Source organism: Meridianimarinicoccus roseus (assembly GCF_003172915.1).
In the GTDB taxonomy this organism is placed as follows: Bacteria; Pseudomonadota; Alphaproteobacteria; order Rhodobacterales; family Rhodobacteraceae; genus Meridianimarinicoccus; species Meridianimarinicoccus roseus.
The window spans coordinates 1-17,110 of record NZ_QGKU01000058.1; the positions used below are offsets into that span (position 1 = coordinate 1).

19 protein-coding genes are annotated in these 17,110 nt (G+C 64.2%); 16 read left to right on the top strand and 3 right to left on the bottom strand.

Annotated elements, in window-relative coordinates:
- Positions 1-56 precede the first annotated feature (56 nt).
- Positions 57-1,253, bottom strand: coding sequence for an IS256 family transposase (locus tag DKT77_RS17925; protein ID WP_109809696.1), 1,197 nt, complete (start codon positions 1,251-1,253; stop codon positions 57-59).
- Between the two features lie 478 nt (positions 1,254-1,731).
- On the opposite strand from DKT77_RS17925, the gene DKT77_RS17935 reads away from it, so the two are divergent.
- From DKT77_RS17935 to DKT77_RS17980, 10 genes are all read left to right on the top strand, one after another.
- Complete coding sequence (locus DKT77_RS17935; RefSeq protein ID WP_109813037.1) at positions 1,732-2,886, top strand: muconate/chloromuconate family cycloisomerase; 1,155 nt, start codon at positions 1,732-1,734, stop codon at positions 2,884-2,886.
- A gap of 64 nt (positions 2,887-2,950) precedes the next feature.
- Entirely contained in the window at positions 2,951-4,339 is a 1,389-nt protein-coding gene (gene benA, locus DKT77_RS17940; protein WP_109813038.1) for a benzoate 1,2-dioxygenase large subunit, read from the top strand.
- Positions 4,340-4,351: 12 nt separating this feature from the next.
- Positions 4,352-4,876, top strand: coding sequence for a benzoate 1,2-dioxygenase small subunit (gene benB, locus DKT77_RS17945; RefSeq protein ID WP_109813039.1), 525 nt, complete (start codon positions 4,352-4,354; stop codon positions 4,874-4,876).
- A 73-nt stretch (positions 4,877-4,949) separates the two neighbouring features.
- On the top strand, positions 4,950-5,966 hold the full coding sequence (gene benC, locus DKT77_RS17950) for a benzoate 1,2-dioxygenase electron transfer component BenC (protein WP_109813040.1): 1,017 nt from the start codon (positions 4,950-4,952) through the stop codon (positions 5,964-5,966).
- Positions 5,963-6,742, top strand: coding sequence for a benzoate diol dehydrogenase BenD (gene benD / locus DKT77_RS17955; RefSeq protein WP_109813041.1), 780 nt, complete (start codon positions 5,963-5,965; stop codon positions 6,740-6,742). Before benC ends, benD begins: the two co-directional genes overlap by 4 nt.
- Positions 6,743-6,783: 41 nt before the next feature.
- Positions 6,784-7,956, top strand: a complete 1,173-nt coding sequence (locus tag DKT77_RS17960; RefSeq protein WP_109813042.1) for an ABC transporter substrate-binding protein — start codon at positions 6,784-6,786, stop codon at positions 7,954-7,956.
- A 55-nt stretch (positions 7,957-8,011) separates the two neighbouring features.
- On the top strand, positions 8,012-8,881 hold the full coding sequence (locus DKT77_RS17965; RefSeq protein WP_109813043.1) for a branched-chain amino acid ABC transporter permease: 870 nt from the start codon (positions 8,012-8,014) through the stop codon (positions 8,879-8,881).
- A gap of 4 nt (positions 8,882-8,885) precedes the next feature.
- Entirely contained in the window at positions 8,886-9,890 is a 1,005-nt protein-coding gene (locus DKT77_RS17970; protein WP_109813044.1) for a branched-chain amino acid ABC transporter permease, read from the top strand.
- Entirely contained in the window at positions 9,883-10,626 is a 744-nt protein-coding gene (locus tag DKT77_RS17975) for an ABC transporter ATP-binding protein (protein WP_109813045.1), read from the top strand. Before DKT77_RS17970 ends, DKT77_RS17975 begins: the two co-directional genes overlap by 8 nt.
- Positions 10,619-11,317, top strand: a complete 699-nt coding sequence (locus DKT77_RS17980) for an ABC transporter ATP-binding protein (RefSeq protein WP_109813046.1) — start codon at positions 10,619-10,621, stop codon at positions 11,315-11,317. The genes DKT77_RS17975 and DKT77_RS17980 overlap by 8 nt, the downstream gene beginning before the upstream one ends.
- A 24-nt stretch (positions 11,318-11,341) precedes the next feature.
- Here the strand turns inward: DKT77_RS17980 and DKT77_RS17985 are convergent, their stop codons facing one another.
- The gene (locus tag DKT77_RS17985) at positions 11,342-12,217 is read right to left on the bottom strand and encodes a LysR family transcriptional regulator (RefSeq protein WP_238547995.1); all 876 of its coding nucleotides are present in this window, start codon (positions 12,215-12,217) and stop codon (positions 11,342-11,344) included.
- A gap of 109 nt (positions 12,218-12,326) precedes the next feature.
- Positions 12,327-13,202, bottom strand: a complete 876-nt coding sequence (locus tag DKT77_RS17990) for a dioxygenase family protein (RefSeq protein ID WP_109813048.1) — start codon at positions 13,200-13,202, stop codon at positions 12,327-12,329.
- Positions 13,203-13,483: 281 nt separating this feature from the next.
- Here DKT77_RS17990 and DKT77_RS17995 point away from each other — a divergent pair, with 281 nt between their 5' ends.
- The 6 genes from DKT77_RS17995 to DKT77_RS18015 all read left to right on the top strand — a co-directional run.
- A complete protein-coding gene (locus DKT77_RS17995) occupies positions 13,484-13,864 on the top strand; it encodes a hypothetical protein (protein WP_109813049.1) in 381 nt (126 codons plus the stop codon).
- Positions 13,861-14,718: an alpha/beta fold hydrolase gene (locus tag DKT77_RS18000; protein WP_109813050.1), complete on the top strand. Its 858-nt coding sequence runs from the start codon at positions 13,861-13,863 to the stop codon at positions 14,716-14,718. Before DKT77_RS17995 ends, DKT77_RS18000 begins: the two co-directional genes overlap by 4 nt.
- Before the next feature lie 23 nt (positions 14,719-14,741).
- Entirely contained in the window at positions 14,742-14,876 is a 135-nt protein-coding gene (locus DKT77_RS21395; RefSeq protein ID WP_274520103.1) for a hypothetical protein, read from the top strand.
- A 53-nt stretch (positions 14,877-14,929) separates the two neighbouring features.
- Positions 14,930-15,790 carry a 3-oxoadipate:acetyl-CoA acetyltransferase gene (locus DKT77_RS18005; protein ID WP_109813051.1) on the top strand — a complete coding sequence of 287 codons (861 nt, stop codon included), beginning with the start codon at positions 14,930-14,932 and terminating at the stop codon, positions 15,788-15,790.
- Entirely contained in the window at positions 15,787-16,491 is a 705-nt protein-coding gene (locus tag DKT77_RS18010; protein ID WP_109810527.1) for a CoA transferase subunit A, read from the top strand. Before DKT77_RS18005 ends, DKT77_RS18010 begins: the two co-directional genes overlap by 4 nt.
- A partial coding sequence (locus DKT77_RS18015; RefSeq protein ID WP_109810526.1) for a CoA transferase subunit B occupies positions 16,491-17,110 on the top strand: 620 nt, incomplete at its 3' end. The genes DKT77_RS18010 and DKT77_RS18015, both read left to right, overlap by 1 nt.

Here is a 17,110-nt window from a genome sequence, read left to right on the forward strand (position 1 = left end):
GGTAGTGCCCCGCGGCGTGGTGTAAGAGGGCCGGCCTTCGGAGAGGCTCGAGTTGGTCAGGTCGCCACGGCGGGCAGTCTGACGTTGTGAGTATCGGTGATGCGGGCCAGCGACTCCAGCCCCATGTAACGGCGCGCGACGGCCCACTCGTCGTTGGTTTCGATCATCAGCGCGCCGACCAGACGGATGATGGCCGCGTCGTTCGGAAAGATCCCGACGACATTGGAACGGCGCTTGATCTCCTTGTTGACGCGCTCAAGCGGGTTGGTCGAGCTGATCTGCGCCCAGTGCTCCCTGGGGAAGTCCATGTAGGCGAGCACGTCGTCGCGGGAGGCGTCCATCATGGCGCCGAGCCGGTCATTCTTCTCACGGAGGGCGTCGGCGATGGCGTCCCACTGGGTCTCCGCCTCGGCCTTGGTCTCCTGGGCGAAGATCGTCTTGAGCATTGCGGCCACGGCGGTGCGGCTCTTGGCCGGGGCATGGGCGAGCGCGTTTCTGAGCCAGTGCACGCGACACCGTTGGTGGGTCGCATCGAACACTCGGCGGGCTGCGGCCCTGAGCCCCTTGTGATCGTCGGCCACGACGAGCTTCACGCCGCGCAGGCCGCGATCGGCGAGAGAGCGCAGGAAGCCAGTCCAGAACGTCTCCGCCTCGGAGGGGCCGGTGGCGACGCCGAGCACCTCGCGTCGGCCGTCCCCGTTGACCGCCACCGCGATTATTACGGCACGGCTGATGATCCGGCCGTTCTCGCGCACCCGGATGTAGGTTGCATCGAGCCAGAGATAGGGCCAGGCGCCCTCGAGAGGCCGGGTGAGGAATGCCAGCACGCGCTCGTCGATCTCGGCGCAGAGCCGACTCACCTGGCTCTTAGACACGCCACTCCCGCCCATGGCACGCACCAGATCGTCCACGGCGCGCGTCGAGACGCCGTGCACATAGGCTTCCTGGATGACGGCCACGAGGGCCTTCTCCGCCGTCCTGCGCGGTTCGAGAAAGCTCGGGAAGTAGCTGCCCTTGCGCAGCTTCGGGATCGCCAGGTCGATCCGGCCGGCGCGGGTCTCCCAGCCTCTCTCGCGGTATCCATTGCGCTGCGTGGTGCGCGCCGGTGTGCGCGTTCCTTTTGGCGCGCCCGTCGCAGCCTCGACCTCCATCTCCATCAGCCGCTCGGCGGCATAGGCGAGCATGTCGCGGACGAGATCCTCGTCGGCGGACTTCTCCACCAGCTCCATCAGGGTCATTCTATCGTCGGTCATCGTCGTCTCCGGTTCGGTTCCAGGTTTCGCAACCCGAACCTTCTCCGAAGACCGGCGATGGCCGCCAGCGTCACCGCCGGCCGCGCGCTGCGCTNCGCCGGAGGCTCCGCGCGCGGCCTCCTCCTACACCACGTCCGGGGGCACTGCTGCACATGTTGCGGCCGGACGAGCGAAGACCAGATCAAGCTCCTTGATGAACCCGGCGTCGGGTTGCAGGATCTTTCCGTTGCGGCCGCCGTGGCGGTGCGAGCCATCGCACGGGGCGTGGGCATCAGGGGAGAGATCCGACACGAGCATTTGCTGTTTCCGCGCGTGTCGGGGGTCGTCATCGGCGGCACCCATTGCCCTTCGTGCGCAACGATAGCCGCTACTGCGCTACCGCCAGTCGCGCAGGGTATCACCCAAGACCCGGCCCATCATCGACAGAATCCGGCTTTCGCGGGCAGTTTGACGCTCAACGAAACGCGAACTCCGGTGAATGCCCGTGACCAAGATCGACCAGATCGAGACCCTGATCCTCGATATCCCGACCATCCGGGGACACGTGCTGTCCATGGCCACGATGCGGGCCCAGTCCGCCGTTCTGGTCACGATCCGGTTCTCGGACGGCTCCGTCGGGATTGGCGAAGGGACGACCATCGGCGGCCTCAGCTACGGCGCCGAAAGCCCCGAAAGCATCCGGTCCGCCATCGACACCTATGTCACGCCCGCTTTGACGGGGTGGAACGGCGACGATGTCAACGGTGCGATCCAGCATATCGACCGGCTGGTGAAGGGCAACCGCATCGCCAAGGCGGCTGTGGAGATCGCGCTGTGGGATGGACTTGGCAAGCGGCTCGGTGTGCCGGTGGCGCAGCTCTTCGGCGGCGCGGTACACGAGCGGCTGCCAGTGGCCTGGACCCTCGCTTCGGGCAATTCCGAGACCGATATCGCCGAGGCCTTGGAGATGATCGAGATGCGCCGCCACAACATCTTCAAGCTGAAGATCGGCAAACGGTCCGTGGCCGAGGATGTGGCTCATGTCGCCCGCATCAAGCAGGCCGTGGGCGCCGCCGCCAGCGTGCGGGTCGATGTCAACACCGCCTGGTCGTTGCAGGACGCCCGCTGGGGCCTGCGCGGATTGCAGGATGCGGGTTGCGAGTTGGTCGAACAGCCGCTGCCGGCGCGCTACCGCCGCGCCATGGCCGAACTGACCGCGGGCTACGAGATTGCCGTGATGGCCGACGAGGCCTTGAACGGCCCCGAGGATGCGCTTGAGGTGGCCAAGGCCCGGGCGGCGGATGTCTTTGCGGTCAAGGTCGCGCAGTCCGGCGGGTTGAAGAAGGCGGCCGAGGTCATCGCTATCGGGCAGGCCGCGGGCTTTAGCCTTTATGGCGGCACGATGCTGGAAACCGGCCTTGGCACTGCTGCCGCGCTGCAGCTTTTCGCAACGGTCGAACGGCTGGACTGGGGAACGGAGTTCTTCGGCCCGCTGCTCCTGACCGACGAGATCCTCGCCGAACCTATCGCCTATCGGGACTTCTGCGTCGAAATCCCGAAAGGCCCCGGCATCGGCGCCACGCTCGACCCCGACAAGATCAGATTTTTCCGCCGCGACGGTGGAAGGACCCTGAAAGCCGTCGCCGGGGAGTGACCGGCGGCACCCAGTGAACCCGCCCGGCCGCGCGACAGGCCGGGACGCCAGGAGGAGTACAGACATGTTCACGCAAGCCAATCTCGACGGGTTCGAGGCACGCCTCGCCGGAGCAATCCAGGAAGATCCCGAAAACGGCATATTCCGCTGCCGCCGGGATATCTTCACCGACGAGGAGCTGTTCGAGCTCGAGATCAAGCACATCTTCGAAGGAAACTGGATCTACATGGCCCATGAAAGCCAGATCCCGAACCCCGGCGATTATTTCACCCTCACCATGGGCCGCACGCCGGTTGTCATCACCCGCGACAAGGACGGAGCGCTGCACGCGCTGGTCAATGCCTGTTCGCACCGGGGGGCGCAGCTCTGCCGCTTCAAGCGCCGCAACCAGAAGACCTTTACCTGCCCGTTCCATGGGTGGACCTTCTCGAACACCGGCAAGCTGCTCAAGGTCAAGGACCCCAAGGGTGCCGGATATCCCGAGCAGTTCAACTCCGACGGCAGCCACGACCTGACCAGGGTCGCCCGCTTCGAGAACTACCGCGGCTTCCTCTTCGGATCGCTAAACGCAGACGTGCAGTCCCTTCAGGACTACCTCGGCGAAGCGCGCAAAATGATCGACATGATCGTCGATCAGGCCGACGAGGGACTGGAGGTTCTGCGCGGTTCGTCCACTTACACCTATGACGGCAACTGGAAGCTTCAGGCCGAGAACGGCGCCGATGGCTACCACGTATCGGCCGTGCACTGGAACTATGTGGCGACCACCGCGCACCGCACCGAAGACGGCAAGGAAGACAACATCAAGGCGACCGACGCCTCGAAATGGGCCAAGCAGCGCGGCGGCTTTCATGCCTACGAGAACGGGCACATCCTGCTCTGGACGCAATGGGCCGATGCGACGAACCGCCCGGGCTATCCGCGCCTGGAAGAGTGGACCGAGCGGTACGGCAAGACCAAGGCAGAGTGGATGGTGGGCGTTCTGCGCAACCTTTGCCTTTATCCGAACGTCTTCCTGATGGATCAGTTCTCCAGCCAGATCCGGGTGTTCCGCCCCATCAGTGTCGATCAGACCGAGGTGACGATCTACTGCATCGCGCCCAGGGGCGAGAGCCAGGAGGCCCGCACCCGCCGCATCCGCCAGTACGAGGATTTCTTCAACGCCTCCGGCATGGCGACGCCGGACGACACCGAAGAGTTCCGGGCGACGCAGCGTGGCTACGCCGGCGCCGCCCACGCGAAGTGGAACGACCTGACCCGCGGCGCGACCCAGTGGATCGAAGGGCCGGACGAGGACGCCAAGGCCCTGGGCATCGCCCCGGTTCTGTCGGGCGCCCGCACCGAGGACGAGGGCCTCTTCGTCATTCAGCACAGCAATTGGTCCCAGCGCATGGGCCAGGCCATCGCCAGGGAGCGTGAAACCGCGCCCGCGGCCCCCGTCGCGGCCGAATGAGGAGGAAAGACCATGAGCACCGCAACGCTTGAACGCCCCGCCGACACCACGATGGGTTTCAAGGAGATCCAGGCCTTCCTCCATGCCGAGGCCCGCGCGCTGGACGACCGCGAATGGGACACCTGGCTGGGCTTCTATCACAAGGACTGTCCGTTCTGGATGCCGGCCTGGGATGACTTCGACACTCTGACCGAAGATCCGGCCAACGAGATGTCGCTCATGTATTACCCCAACAAGCAGGGGATCGAGGACCGGGTGTTCCGGATCAAGACCGACCGGTCCTCGGCGACATCGCTGCCCGAACCGCGTACGAACCACTATATCTCGGGCATCGAAGTCCTGGCCCGCGACGGCAGCGAGATCCGGCTGCGGTTCAACTGGCACACGCTGAGCTATCGCTACGCCAAGACGGATCAGCACTGGGGTACCTCGTTCTACACGATCGATACCTCCGGACCGCGTCCGCTGATCACCGACAAGAAGGTGATCCTCAAGAACGATCACATCCATCACGTGATCGACATCTACCACATCTGATCCCGTCCCGCCGGACCGGAGCCATATCCCCGCGCGCCGCATGGCCGGCGCGCGGACAAGGGAGGAGCATGCCATGACGAGCTACAACGTTGCCCTGAACTTCGAGGACGGTGTCACCCGCGTCATCCAGTGCGATGACGACGAGAAGGTGACGGATGCCGCCTTCCGCCAGAAGATCAACCTTCCGATGGATTGCCGCGATGGCGTCTGCGGGACCTGCAAGTGCTTCGCCGAGAAGGGCGAGTACGAGCTTGAATTCTACATGGACGAGTCGATGAGCGAGGAGGAGGCCGAACAGGGCTTTGTCCTCACTTGCCAGATGATCCCGGAAAGCGATTGCGTTTTGCGCGTCCCCGCCTCGTCGGCCGTTTGCAAGACCGCGCCCGAGAGCGTCGAAGGCGAGGTTCTGGGCGTCGATCGGCTGTCCGAGACAGCCTTCGGCCTGCGCGTAAAACTGGCCAAGCCTGTGGGGTTCTTGCCGGGACAATACGTGAATGTCACCGTTCCGGGCACCGATGTGCACCGGTCCTATTCATTCTCCTCCGCGACGGGCGCGGAGGAAGCGACCTTTCTGATCCGCAACCTGCCCGGCGGCGTGATGAGCGGCTACCTGGGCGGACGCGCCGCGCCGGGCGACGCGGTCACGCTGACCGGCCCGATGGGAACCTTCTACCTTCGGCCTGTCGAGCGTGCACAGCTCTGGCTGGCCGGAGGCACGGGCCTTGCGCCGTTCCTGTCGATGTTCGAGCAGATGGCGCATAAGCCCAGCGAACACCCTATCACGCTTTACTATGCCGTGACCCGCGCAGCCGACCTGGTGGAACTGGAGCGCGTGACGGCTCTGGCCGACCGCATCGGCAATGTCACGGTCGTTACCGTTTTGGCTGAGGGGGCGCACGCACGCACCGGTTTCGTAACCGATCACCTGACCGCGGAGGACCTCCACGGCGGCGATTGCGATGTCTACCTTTGCGGTCCGCCGCCGATGGTGGACGCGGTGCGCGCGCATTTCGGCAAGCTCGGGGTCGAGCCTGTCAGCTTCCACTTCGAAAAGTTCAACCCGACCGAAACCGGGGCGGTCGCGGCATGACCCGCCGCTTCGACGACAAGGTCATGGTCGTGACCGGCGCGGCCCAGGGCATCGGCCGCCGCGTCGCGGAACGCGCCGCTGCCGAGGGCGCAAGCGTGCTGGTCGTCGACCGCTCGCCCGCGCGAAAGGACGCCGTCAAGGCGATCCGAGACGCGGGCGGCAAGGCCGAGGCTATCTCGGTCAACCTCGAGACGTGGGGGGGGTGCAAGAAGGCCATGCAGAAGGCCATCGAACTTTGGGGCCGCATCGACATCCTGATCAACAACGTCGGCGGCACGATCTGGGCAAAACCCTTTGAGCATTACGAGGCAAGGCAGATCGATGCCGAGCTGCGCCGTTCGCTGTTCCCGACGCTCTACTGTTGCCGTGCCGCGCTGGACCACATGCTGCCGCATGAAAACGGCGTGATCGTCAATGTCTCGTCCATCGCCACGCGCGGGCTGAACCGCGTGCCCTACGCGGCGGCCAAGGGTGGGGTGAACGCGCTGACCGCGAGCCTCGCCTGGGAAGTCGCCGAACGCGGCATCCGCGTCGTGGCCACCGCGCCGGGCGGCACCGAGGCGCCGCCGCGCATCGTGCCCCGCAACCCCAACGCGGCAGAGGAGCAACGCGAGGACTGGTACAAGACCATCGTCGACCAGACGATCCAGTCCTCGCTGATGAAACGCTACGGAACGCTCGACGAGCAGGCAGGCCCGATCCTGTTTCTCGCATCGGAAGACGCGTCCTACATCACCGGCGTTACCGTGCCGGTCGGTGGGGGCGACCTGGGATAGGCCCGGAGGGGGCCGTCCAACCAACTGGAGGAGATCCAAAAATGAAACGTGCAATCCTGGCGGCCCTCGGGCTCGCCACCAGTCTCTCTGTGCCTGCGGCCGCGACGGACATCAAGGTCGGCTTGCTGCTGCCCTTCTCGGGCGTCTACGCGGCGCTCGGCAACGACATCGAGGCGGGCTTCAACCTTGGGCTGGAACGCTTCGGCGATCAGACCAGCGCCGCCTTCGAGGTCGTCCGCGAGGACACCGAGGTCAAGCCGCCGGTCGCTCTCGGCAAGGCCAAGAAGCTGATCCTGCAGGACAAGGTCGACGTCATGGTCGGGATTGTGAGCTCGGGTGTGCTGGGTGCGGTGCGCGACATGGTGCATGGCGCAGGCGTGCCGCTGATCGTCGCCAATGCCGGCAATGACGAGGCTACGGGCGCTGCCTGCTCGCCCTTCATCACGCGCATGTCCTTTTCCAATGGGCAGGTGAACCGCCCGATGGGCACATGGCTACACGGACAGGGTGTACAGAAAGTCTATACCCTGGCGCCCGATTACGCGGCCGGGCGCCAGATGATCGACGGTTTCGTGCAAAGCTTCACCGCCGCGGGCGGTGAGATCGTCGGGCAGGACTTCACGCCATTCCAGAAGACACAGGATTTTGGGCCCTACCTTGCGCAGGCCAAGGCCAGCGGCGCGGACGCGGTATATGTCTTCTATGCCGGGGGTGAGGCGATTTCCTTTGTCAAACAGTATGACAGCTTCGGATTGAAGACCGATCTGCCGCTTTACGGGTCGGGCTTCCTGACCTCGGCACTTTACGTGGATGCCGAAGGTCCCGCGGCCGAGGGTGTCGTCACGGCGCTGCACTACGTGCCCACGATCGACAACCCGGCGAACAAGGCCTTCGCCGAGGCGTTCACCGGCGCCACCGGCCGCGTGCCCTCGGAATACGCAGTGCACGGCTATGACGCCGCCCGCGCGCTGATCGAGGCGACGAAGGCCGGCGCAACCGACCGCGCCTCGCTCGCGAATGCGCTGCGCAAAGTCAGCTTCGACGGACCGCGCGGCACGTTGTCGATCGACCCGGCGACCAACAACCTGGTTCAGCCGATCTACGTGTACGAGACCGTGGCAGGGGCCGATGGCCTGACCCAGACGGTGCTGGCCGAGCTTCCGGCCGAAAAGGATCCGGTGAACGGCTGCGTGATGGCGCCGGTCTCGAACTGATCCCCCCCGCCCGGTCGCGGAGGAGCGGCCGGGCCCCTCTCGGAGGAGACCTCTCATGACACACGACCTCGGCTTCTGGACCCTTCAAACGCTGAACGCGCTGCAGCTGTCCATGCTCCTGTTCCTGCTATCCATCGGACTGACCGTGATCTTCGGGCTCATGCACTTCGTCAATCTTGCGCATGGGTCGCTCTACGCAATGGGCGCGTATTTCGGCGCCTCTCTGGCCGCGGTCGGCGGCTACTGGTTGGGCTTCTTCCTGGCACCCGTCGCGGTCGCAGGAGTGGGTGTTCTGCTTTATTCCGGGCTCATCAAGCGGATGCGGAGATCCGGGCCGATGGCCCAGGTCCTGGTGACCTTCGGGCTGATCTTCGCGCTCCTCGACCTGACACGCATCTTTTGGGGCGATCTTGCGCTGGCGCTGGATGCGCCCGCGCTGCTGGACGGGCGCGTGGCCTTCCTTGGCGTCGAATACCCGATCTACCGCCTGTTCGTGATCGTGCTGGGACTTGCCATCTTCGGTGCGCTCGCTTTCGTTCTGGGCCGTACCCAGATCGGCGCGATGATCCGGGCCGGTGTCGACAATGATGCCATGGCCGCATGCCTGGGCATCAACGTGGAGCGGCTCTTCTTCGTGGTCTTCTGTGTCGGCTGCGCGCTTGCGGGTCTGGCCGGCGTCGTTGCCGCGCCATTGCTGAGCGTGACCCCCGAAATGGGCCTGCAAATCCTGATCCCGACCCTGATCGTCATCGTGATCGGAGGCCTCGGCTCGCTCAAGGGCGCCATCGCCGGGTCGATGATCTACGGCTTCGTGCAGACCTTCGGTGCGGTGCTCGCGCCGCAACTCGCTTCCATTCTCATCTACGCCCTGCTGGCCGCAGTCCTTGTGATCAAGCCGGTCGGGCTGTTTCCGGCGAAAGGATAGACCGATGTTTCGTCATTCGACTCTTCGCTACATCACGCTTGCCCTTCTGACCTCTCTGGCGTTGTTTCAGGCCTTCACCGCAGCGTATTTCGGGCTGGAGGTCCTGACCGAGATCCTGATCCTTGCCATGCTGGTGGTCGCGCTGGACCTCGTGGCCGGCTTCGGTGGCATGGTCTCGCTTTGCCACGGGGCATTGATGGGGGTCGGCGCCTATGCCTACACCACCGTTTCGGTCACGCTGGGGATCTCGCCGCTTGTTGCGATGGCCGGGGCGGTGGCCCTGACCGGGGCGGCGGCCTGGATCATCGGCGCGATCTGTTCGCGCAGCCACGGCATCTATTTCATCATGGCGACACTGGCCTTCGGACAGATGGCCTATTCCTGGGTATTCGAGGCGCCGATCTTTGGCGGCGACGACGGGCTTGGGGGCATTCCCCGGCTGGATCTGGGTTTTCTTGGCATCGATCTGAACGACAGCCGCAGTTTTGCGCTTTTCTGCCTTGCGGCACTGGGCGCGGTCTATGGTGCGGCGGTGCTGATCCTGCGCTCCGGCCTCGGCCGGTCGCTGTCGGGTGTCATGCACAACGAGCAGCGGATGCGGGCACTGGGACTGACCGTCTGGCGGGTCAAGGCGGACGTTTTCGGCCTTTCAGGCATGATTGCGGGGCTGGCAGGCGCGCTGGCCGCGCAGCACATCATGTATATCTCCCCCGGCCTGCTGGCGTGGACTGTGTCCGGAGAGGCGCTGGTCGTGGTGATCCTTGGCGGTCTCGGCACGCTGGTCGGCCCGCTGGTGGGCGCCGCCGCCTTCGTCCTGCTGAAGCACGAGCTGAGCGCAATTACCACCTACTGGCATCTTGTCGTCGGCCTTGTGCTGATCGGCGTGGTGATGAGCCGTGCCAATGGCATCTTCGGCTGGATCGAGGCGCGCTGGGGCGCCCGGTTGGACCGACGTCTTGCAGATGCCACCCGCAAATCCGCGCCCGAGGAGGTTCTGAACGATGCTTGAGACACGCAACCTGGACAAGAGTTTCGGCGCAGTTCACGTCACCCGTGACGTCTCGCTGAAGCTGGAGCGCGGGGAACGCCGCGTGATCCTTGGCCCCAATGGCGCGGGCAAGACGACGCTCTTTAACCTGCTGGTGGGCGAACTGACCCCGGACAGCGGGTCCGTGCATCTTGCCGGAGAGGACGTGACGGCCTTGCCGGTCTCGCGACGCGCCCGTCGGGGCCTGTCGCGGAGCTACCAGAAGAACACGCTCTTCGACGGTCTTACAGTCGAGGAGAACCTCGGACTGGCCGCCGCCGTTCACGCCGGTCACGCAACGCAGCTGTGGTCAGACAGTCTTGCGAAACCGGAGGTGCGCGAGATCGTCAGGGAGGTGGCCGAGCAGGTCAATCTGGTGCCGCACATCCACGCACGGGTCTCCGAGATCAGCTATGGCATGCGTCGCCAACTGGAGGTGGGCGTCGCGCTGGCGACCCGGCCGCTTGTTTTGCTGATGGACGAACCCACAAGCGGCGTCGGTCCCGAGATGTCGAAGGGGTTTCACGACCTGCTAAACAACCTGCCGCGAGACCTGACCATGCTAATCATCGAGCATGACATGGACCTCGCCTTCGATGTTGCCGACACGATCACCGTGCTGAATTACGGCGAAGTGGTCTTCGACGGGCTTCCCGAAGCGGCGCGTGGATCGAAACTGCTGAAGGAAATCTATCTGGGGAGCTGGGAAGATGCTTGAAGTCACAGGAGTAGCCTCCGGATACGGAGAGACCCAGGTTTTGCACGGCTTGTCGTTGGAGGCATGGGCAGGGCGGGTGCTGGCTATCCTCGGCCGCAACGGCGCGGGAAAATCCACCACGCTCAAGACGATCATGGGGCTCTTGCCGCTGAAATCGGGGCAGATCATGTTCGATGGCAAGCCGATCCCGGCCCGCCCCTTTGACGTGGCCAAGAGCGGCATCGCCTATGTGCCCGAGACGCGAGACATCTTTCCATCGCTCAGCGTGCGCGAGAACCTCGAGATCACGGAAAGGCGGTTCGGCGGAGACACGCCGGACTGGACGTTAGAGCGCGTGCTGGACCTTTTTCCGCGCCTGGGCGAAAGGATGAACAACGGCGGCACGCAACTGTCGGGCGGTGAGCAGCAGATGCTGGCCATCGCGCGAGCATTGTTGATGAACCCGCGTCTGCTGATCCTCGACGAGCCGACCGAAGGATTGGCCCCGATCATCGTCAAGATGATCCACGACAAGCTGCAGGAACTGAAGTCCGATGGTCTGTCGATGATCATCGTTGAGCAGAACTTCGGCTTCGCCACCTCGCTGGCCGATGACGTGGTGGTCGTGGGCAAGGGCCAGGTGGTGTGGACCGGCAGCGCCGAAGAGATCAAGTGCGACGAGCACGCGCAGCATACATGGCTGGGTGTCTGAGCTCATGAGGCGCGCGGGACGGTTTCAAAACGTCTTGCGCGCCACTTTCTGTGCAATGGCGACGAAGTTCCTCGTGTGTACGCCTTGATCATCGAGACGATAGTTCACTGACAGTTCCGTGCGGGCGATTTCTGGTTCGATCCTGAGAAATTTCATGCCCTTGCGAGGGGCATTGGCCACCGATTCCGGCACGATGCAGACACCTTCGCCGACAGCGACAAGGCTCAGCGCCGTCTGTAGATCCATGCACCAGATCCGCATGGGCGCCTTGAACCCCGCATCCTCCACCGCCTTGAGGACGAAGTCGGCATAGCTCGGCCTGGGACGCTCCGGGTAGAGGATCAGGTTGTGCGTCATCAGCCTTTCCAACCTTGCCACCGTCCGCCCCTCGGTATCGATGACGTCCGGCAAGGCCAGGATCAGCTTTTCTTCGACCAGTTGTTTCGACAGGAGCTCCGCATCCTTGAGCGTCGGTCGGGCAAACACGACGTCCAACTCTCGCGACACCAGGGCGCGATGCAGGTCGGCGTTGTTCATCGGGTTGAGGCTGAGATTCACCTCGGGATGGTTGGCACGGTACGAGCGGATGATGTTGGGAAAGATGCCGAAGGTCGCCGATCCCACAAAACCGATGCGCAACCGCCCTTCGGCCCCCTGGCCGAGCCTTCGCACCTCGAGGCAGGTGTCTTCCAGCTGGGCCATGATGTTGTTGCCGCGCACCAGCAACCTCTCGCCCGCCTGTGTCAACGTGATGGTGCTGCGCCCGCGATTGAACAGGATCGCACCAAGTTCCTCTTCAAGCTGCTTGATCGCGCGGCTGAGCGGGGGTTGCGCCATGTCGAGCCGCTCGGCCGCCCGGCCGAAATGCAGCTCCTCCGCGACCGCGATGAAGTAGGTCAATTGCCTGAAGTTCATGTTTTCTTCTCCCCCGGGTTTCACGTTAGGCGATCCCGCAAAACGAAAAAAGGCCCCCGAAGAGCGGGGGCCAGGTTACAGGGAGGTTGGTGGATCACTCGGCGGCGACGGCCTGCGCAACGGGTTCGGCCTTCAGCACGAAGTCGAACTCGAAATGCAGGTCGGTGCCCAGTTCCTTCGCCGCCGGCTTGAACTGACTGATCAGGCTTTCCTTGACGGCGAAGACGCTGTCCTCGTCCAGCCAAGCGCTGTCGGCGTCGTAGATCTGGCTGATGAGCGGGCGGTAGCCGTCCTTTGCGATGATGAAGTGCATGTGGCCGGGACGGTTCGGATGATGGCCCATGAAGCGCAGGAGTTCGCCCGCAGTTTCGTCGTCCGGGATCGGATAGGGCACCGGGCGAACCGCGACGAAGGCGTAGTGGCCGTTCTCGTCGGTTTCGAACCGGCCGCGCAGATTGTAATCGGGCTGGTCGGGATCAAGGTTCTCGTAAATGCCGTTCGGAGCATCCTCCCAGACGTCGAGCGTGACACCGGCGATGCCGTTGCCTGCCTCGTCCTTGATGTAGCCTTCGAAATAGGCCGTTTCCTCGCCGTCGAAATGCTTCTGGATGGTCGAGGCCCCCTTGGGCAGGACCGGCGGGTTCTCGCGGTAGAACGGACCGAGCACGGTGGACTCGCTCTCTGCGCCCTCGACCGGATTGGTCATCATGTCTACGAGGACCTCGATCCCGAGGATGTCGGCCAGAAGGATGAACTCCTGGCGGTTGTCATTGCAGAGCTTGCCGGCGCGGGCGAGGTAGTCGCAGGCGGCCATGAACTCGCTGTGCTGCAGCTTCACGTCTTTGACAAAGGCGTGCATGTGCCGGATCAGACCGGTCGCGATTTCGCGCTCGCGGTCAGTGATCTCGCCGTGCTTGCCGAGACTGTCGATCACCACGTCGGTGATGTTGTCCTGATTGACGATGCCCATGGGTTCTCTCCTCCTGGCGGTCCGTTTTCTGATCCGGGAAGCGGCCTTGCCTCCCGTGTCTTTCTGAAATTCCCCGAATCCGGTCCTTGCGGAATGCCTCGGGCGGTATTGGTTCATACCGTTCTTGTGTGCCTTGGCGCAGCCAATGGATTTCGCGGCATGTTTCCGGCGCGGGATCGCGGTCCGCCGCGAAAGTATCGCGCCATACCTGCGCGGGCATGGCCCGGGCATCCCGTATCGTGGCACGACCATGGCCAGACATCACAGACCGGGAGGCGCAGGTGATCGACACCTTCAAGACAATCCAATCGAGGCTCGACGCGACGCCGCACCTGTTGCGTATCGGGCGCCTGTTCTCCGAAACGGTTCTGATCGACGTGGACGGCGCCGAGTATTACCTTTCCTTCGAAAAGGGCCGTCTGGTGACGATCGCACCGGGACCGAGCCGCAAGACGCCCTGGCGCTTCGCCCTTCGCACGGATGCCGAGGCGCTGCGCAGGTTCTGGCAGCCGCGCCCCGAGCCCGGCTTTCACGACATCTTCGGGCTGGTAAAGATCGGCCGCGGCCGGATCGACGGCGACATCCTCAGCCTCGTCAAGAACCTGCGCTTCTTCAAGGAGGTCCTGGGCCTCGCACGCGAGACAAGGGAGGTTGAAGCATGACCTTTGAACTCATCACCGGACGTTACCTGGCCGTCACCGTCGAAGGCGTCCCACGCCGGATCTATGTCGAGGAAGCGGGGCAGGGCCGCCCCGTGCTTTGCCTGCATACCGCCGGGGCCGACACCCGCCAGTGGCGGCACCTGATGAACGATCCCGAAATTACCGCGTCCAACCGTCTGATCGCCTTCGACATGCCGTGGCACGGCAAATCGCTGCCGCCCGAGGGGTTCGAAGCTCAGGAATATCTGCTGACGACCGAAGCCTATGTGGAGACAGTGCTCGCCGTGATCGAGGGGCTGGGGCTGGATCGCCCTGTCCTTGCGGGCTGCTCCATGGGTGGACGGATCGCGCTCCAACTGGCGGCGCTGCACCCGGAGAAATTCAGCGGCTTCATCGCCATCGAAGCCTCGGATTTCCAGCCCGCCTGGTATGACATCGACTGGTTTCACCGGCCCGACGCCCATGGCGGCGAGATGGGAGCGTCGCTGGTCTCGGCCAATATCTCGCCCCACGCGCCCGATGCCGAGCGCTGGAACACGCTCTGGATGTTCATGCAAAGCGGCCCTGGTGTCTTTCGTGGCGATCTGAGCTTCTACACTCAGGATGACAGCCTGATTGCGCGCCTGCCTGACATCGACACGAGCCAGACGCCGGTCCACATCCTCGTCGGCGCCTACGACCTGACCTGCACGCCCGAGGATGCCGCGCGAACTGCCCGCGCGATCCCGGGTGCGACGCTCACGGTGATGGACGAGCTTGGCCATTTCCCGATGAGCGAACACCCCGAAGGCTTCCGGCCGTTCTTCGTCGAAGCGCTGGGGAAAATGCCCGATACCGCCTCCAAGGCGGCCTGACCGCCAGCACGGGAGGAGGAGCCATGTGCAAGAACGCCGACAATCCCTGTCCAGGGTGCAAGAAGCACGACCCGGCCGAGTCCGCCTGGATTTTCTTCACCGACGAAGACCGCGCCAAGCCCGCGCGCGAGGGCCAGACCGAGGGCGCGCGTGCCTGAGAGCGAAAGAAACCTTGCGTGCCTGGCAAGGCGTAAAAAATACGGAAATTGACATGACAGAGCCCTGCATCATCTGCGTTGCCATCACCGGCAGTCTGCCCACCAAGGCCAATAATCCGGCCGTTCCGGTCACCGTGTCGGAGCAGATCGAATCCACCCACGAGGCCTTCGAGGCCGGCGCGAGCATCGTGCACGCCCATGTACGCAATGACGACCAGACGCCTTCCTCGGACCCCGACAAGTTCGCGGCCTTGAAAGAGGGGGTTGAACAGCATTGCCCCGGCATGATCGTCCAGTTCTCAACCGGGGGCCGATCGGGTGCGGGTCTGACACGCGGTGGCATGCTGCCGCTGCGCCCGGACATGGCCTCGCTGTCGGTCGGGTCGAACAATTTTCCGAACCGCGTTTACGAGAATCCGCCAGACTTGGTCGACTGGCTGGCTGCCGAAATGCTGGCCCATGACGTGAAACCGGAGATCGAGGCCTTCGATCTGAGCCATATCTTCAAAGCGAAGGACATGGCTGACAAGGGACAGTTGGCGGGCACTCCCTACATCCAGTTCGTGATGGGCGTGAAGAACGCGATGCCCGTCGACCGCGACGTGTTCGATTATTACATCCACACCGTTCGGCGGCTGTTCGGACCCGACACGCCGTGGTGTGCGGCCGGGATCGGCGTCCATCAGATCACCCTGAATGAATGGGCAATCGCCGCAGGTGGTCACGTCCGCACCGGGCTCGAGGATAACGTGCGCCTCGACCGGGATCGGCTCGCGCCATCCAACGGGGCGCTGGTGCAGCGGGCGGCCGATATCTGCCAAAGGCAGGGCCGTCCGGTTGCGACATGCGCCGAAGCGCGGCGCATCCTCGGGTTACGGATGCCCGCAATGACAGAGAAGGGACAGGCGGCATGAAAAAGGTGTACGGCAGCGCGTCGGAGGCTCTTGACGGGCTTTTGTCGGACGGGATGCTCATCGCGGCGGGGGGCTTTGGTCTTTGCGGCATTCCTGAGCTTCTGATCGACGCCATTGTCGAAAGCGGCGTCAAGGACCTGACCGTCGCCTCGAACAACGCGGGCGTCGATGACTTCGGGCTCGGCAAGCTGCTGGCCACCCGCCAGATCAAGAAGATGATGTCGTCCTATGTCGGCGAGAACGCGGAATTCATGCGCCAGTACCTGTCGGGCGAGCTGGAGCTAGAATTCAATCCGCAGGGCACGCTCGCCGAACGCATGCGCGCGGGCGGCTGCGGCATCCCGGGCTTCTACACCAAGACCGGCGTCGGCACGATGATCGCCGAGGGCAAAGAAGTGAAGCAGTTCGACGGCGAGGATTTCATCCTCGAGCGCGGCATCTTCGCGGACCTGAGCATCGTGAAGGCGTGGAAGGCAGACGACACCGGCAACCTCGTCTTCCGCAAGACCGCGCGCAACTTCAACCCGCCCGCCGCGATGTGCGGCAAGGTCTGCGTTGCCGAGGTCGAGGAAATCGTGCCGCGCGGCGCGCTCGACCCCGACGCCATCCACCTGCCCGGCATCTACGTGCACCGGATCGTGCAGGGCGACCACGAGAAACGGATCGAACAGCGCACGACGCGCAAGCGGGAGGAAGCCTGATGCCCTGGGACCGCAACCAGATGGCCGCGCGCGCGGCACAGGAACTCGAAGACGGCTGGTACGTGAACCTCGGGATCGGCATTCCGACGCTGGTGGCCAATTACGTCGGCGACAAGGACATCACACTGCAATCCGAGAACGGGATGCTCGGCATGGGGCCCTTCCCCTACGAGGGCGAGGAAGACCCCGACCTGATCAACGCGGGCAAGCAGACGATCACCGAGTTGAACCGCACGTCGTATTTCGACAGCGCGACCAGCTTCGGGATGATCCGGGGCGGCAAGATCGCGGCGGCGATCCTGGGCGCGATGGAAGTGGCCGAGAACGGCGATCTGGCGAACTGGATGATCCCCGGCAAGCTGGTGAAGGGCATGGGCGGCGCGATGGATCTCGTGGCCGGGGTCGGCCGGGTCATCGTGGTGATGGACCACCAGAACAAGGCGGGCGAGAGCAAGGTGCTGAAGGCCTGCACGCTGCCGCTGACCGGCACCGGCGTGGTGGACCGGATCATCACCAATCTCGGGGTGCTCGACGTGGTCGAGGGCGGGCTGAAGATCGTCGAGACCGCCGACGGCGTCACCGAAGACGACATCCGCGCCGCAACCGAGGCGACAATCGT

Coding starts and splice junctions, on each gene's coding strand:
- DKT77_RS17925 (WP_109809696.1), bottom strand. CDS start 1,253: ATGACCGACGATAGAATGACCCTGATGGAGCTGGTGGAGAAGTCCGCC.
- DKT77_RS17935 (WP_109813037.1), top strand. CDS start 1,732: ATGCCCGTGACCAAGATCGACCAGATCGAGACCCTGATCCTCGATATC.
- benA (WP_109813038.1), top strand. CDS start 2,951: ATGTTCACGCAAGCCAATCTCGACGGGTTCGAGGCACGCCTCGCCGGA.
- benB (WP_109813039.1), top strand. CDS start 4,352: ATGAGCACCGCAACGCTTGAACGCCCCGCCGACACCACGATGGGTTTC.
- benC (WP_109813040.1), top strand. CDS start 4,950: ATGACGAGCTACAACGTTGCCCTGAACTTCGAGGACGGTGTCACCCGC.
- benD (WP_109813041.1), top strand. CDS start 5,963: ATGACCCGCCGCTTCGACGACAAGGTCATGGTCGTGACCGGCGCGGCC.
- DKT77_RS17960 (WP_109813042.1), top strand. CDS start 6,784: ATGAAACGTGCAATCCTGGCGGCCCTCGGGCTCGCCACCAGTCTCTCT.
- DKT77_RS17965 (WP_109813043.1), top strand. CDS start 8,012: ATGACACACGACCTCGGCTTCTGGACCCTTCAAACGCTGAACGCGCTG.
- DKT77_RS17970 (WP_109813044.1), top strand. CDS start 8,886: ATGTTTCGTCATTCGACTCTTCGCTACATCACGCTTGCCCTTCTGACC.
- DKT77_RS17975 (WP_109813045.1), top strand. CDS start 9,883: ATGCTTGAGACACGCAACCTGGACAAGAGTTTCGGCGCAGTTCACGTC.
- DKT77_RS17980 (WP_109813046.1), top strand. CDS start 10,619: ATGCTTGAAGTCACAGGAGTAGCCTCCGGATACGGAGAGACCCAGGTT.
- DKT77_RS17990 (WP_109813048.1), bottom strand. CDS start 13,202: ATGGGCATCGTCAATCAGGACAACATCACCGACGTGGTGATCGACAGT.
- DKT77_RS18000 (WP_109813050.1), top strand. CDS start 13,861: ATGACCTTTGAACTCATCACCGGACGTTACCTGGCCGTCACCGTCGAA.
- DKT77_RS21395 (WP_274520103.1), top strand. CDS start 14,742: ATGTGCAAGAACGCCGACAATCCCTGTCCAGGGTGCAAGAAGCACGAC.
- DKT77_RS18005 (WP_109813051.1), top strand. CDS start 14,930: ATGACAGAGCCCTGCATCATCTGCGTTGCCATCACCGGCAGTCTGCCC.
- DKT77_RS18010 (WP_109810527.1), top strand. CDS start 15,787: ATGAAAAAGGTGTACGGCAGCGCGTCGGAGGCTCTTGACGGGCTTTTG.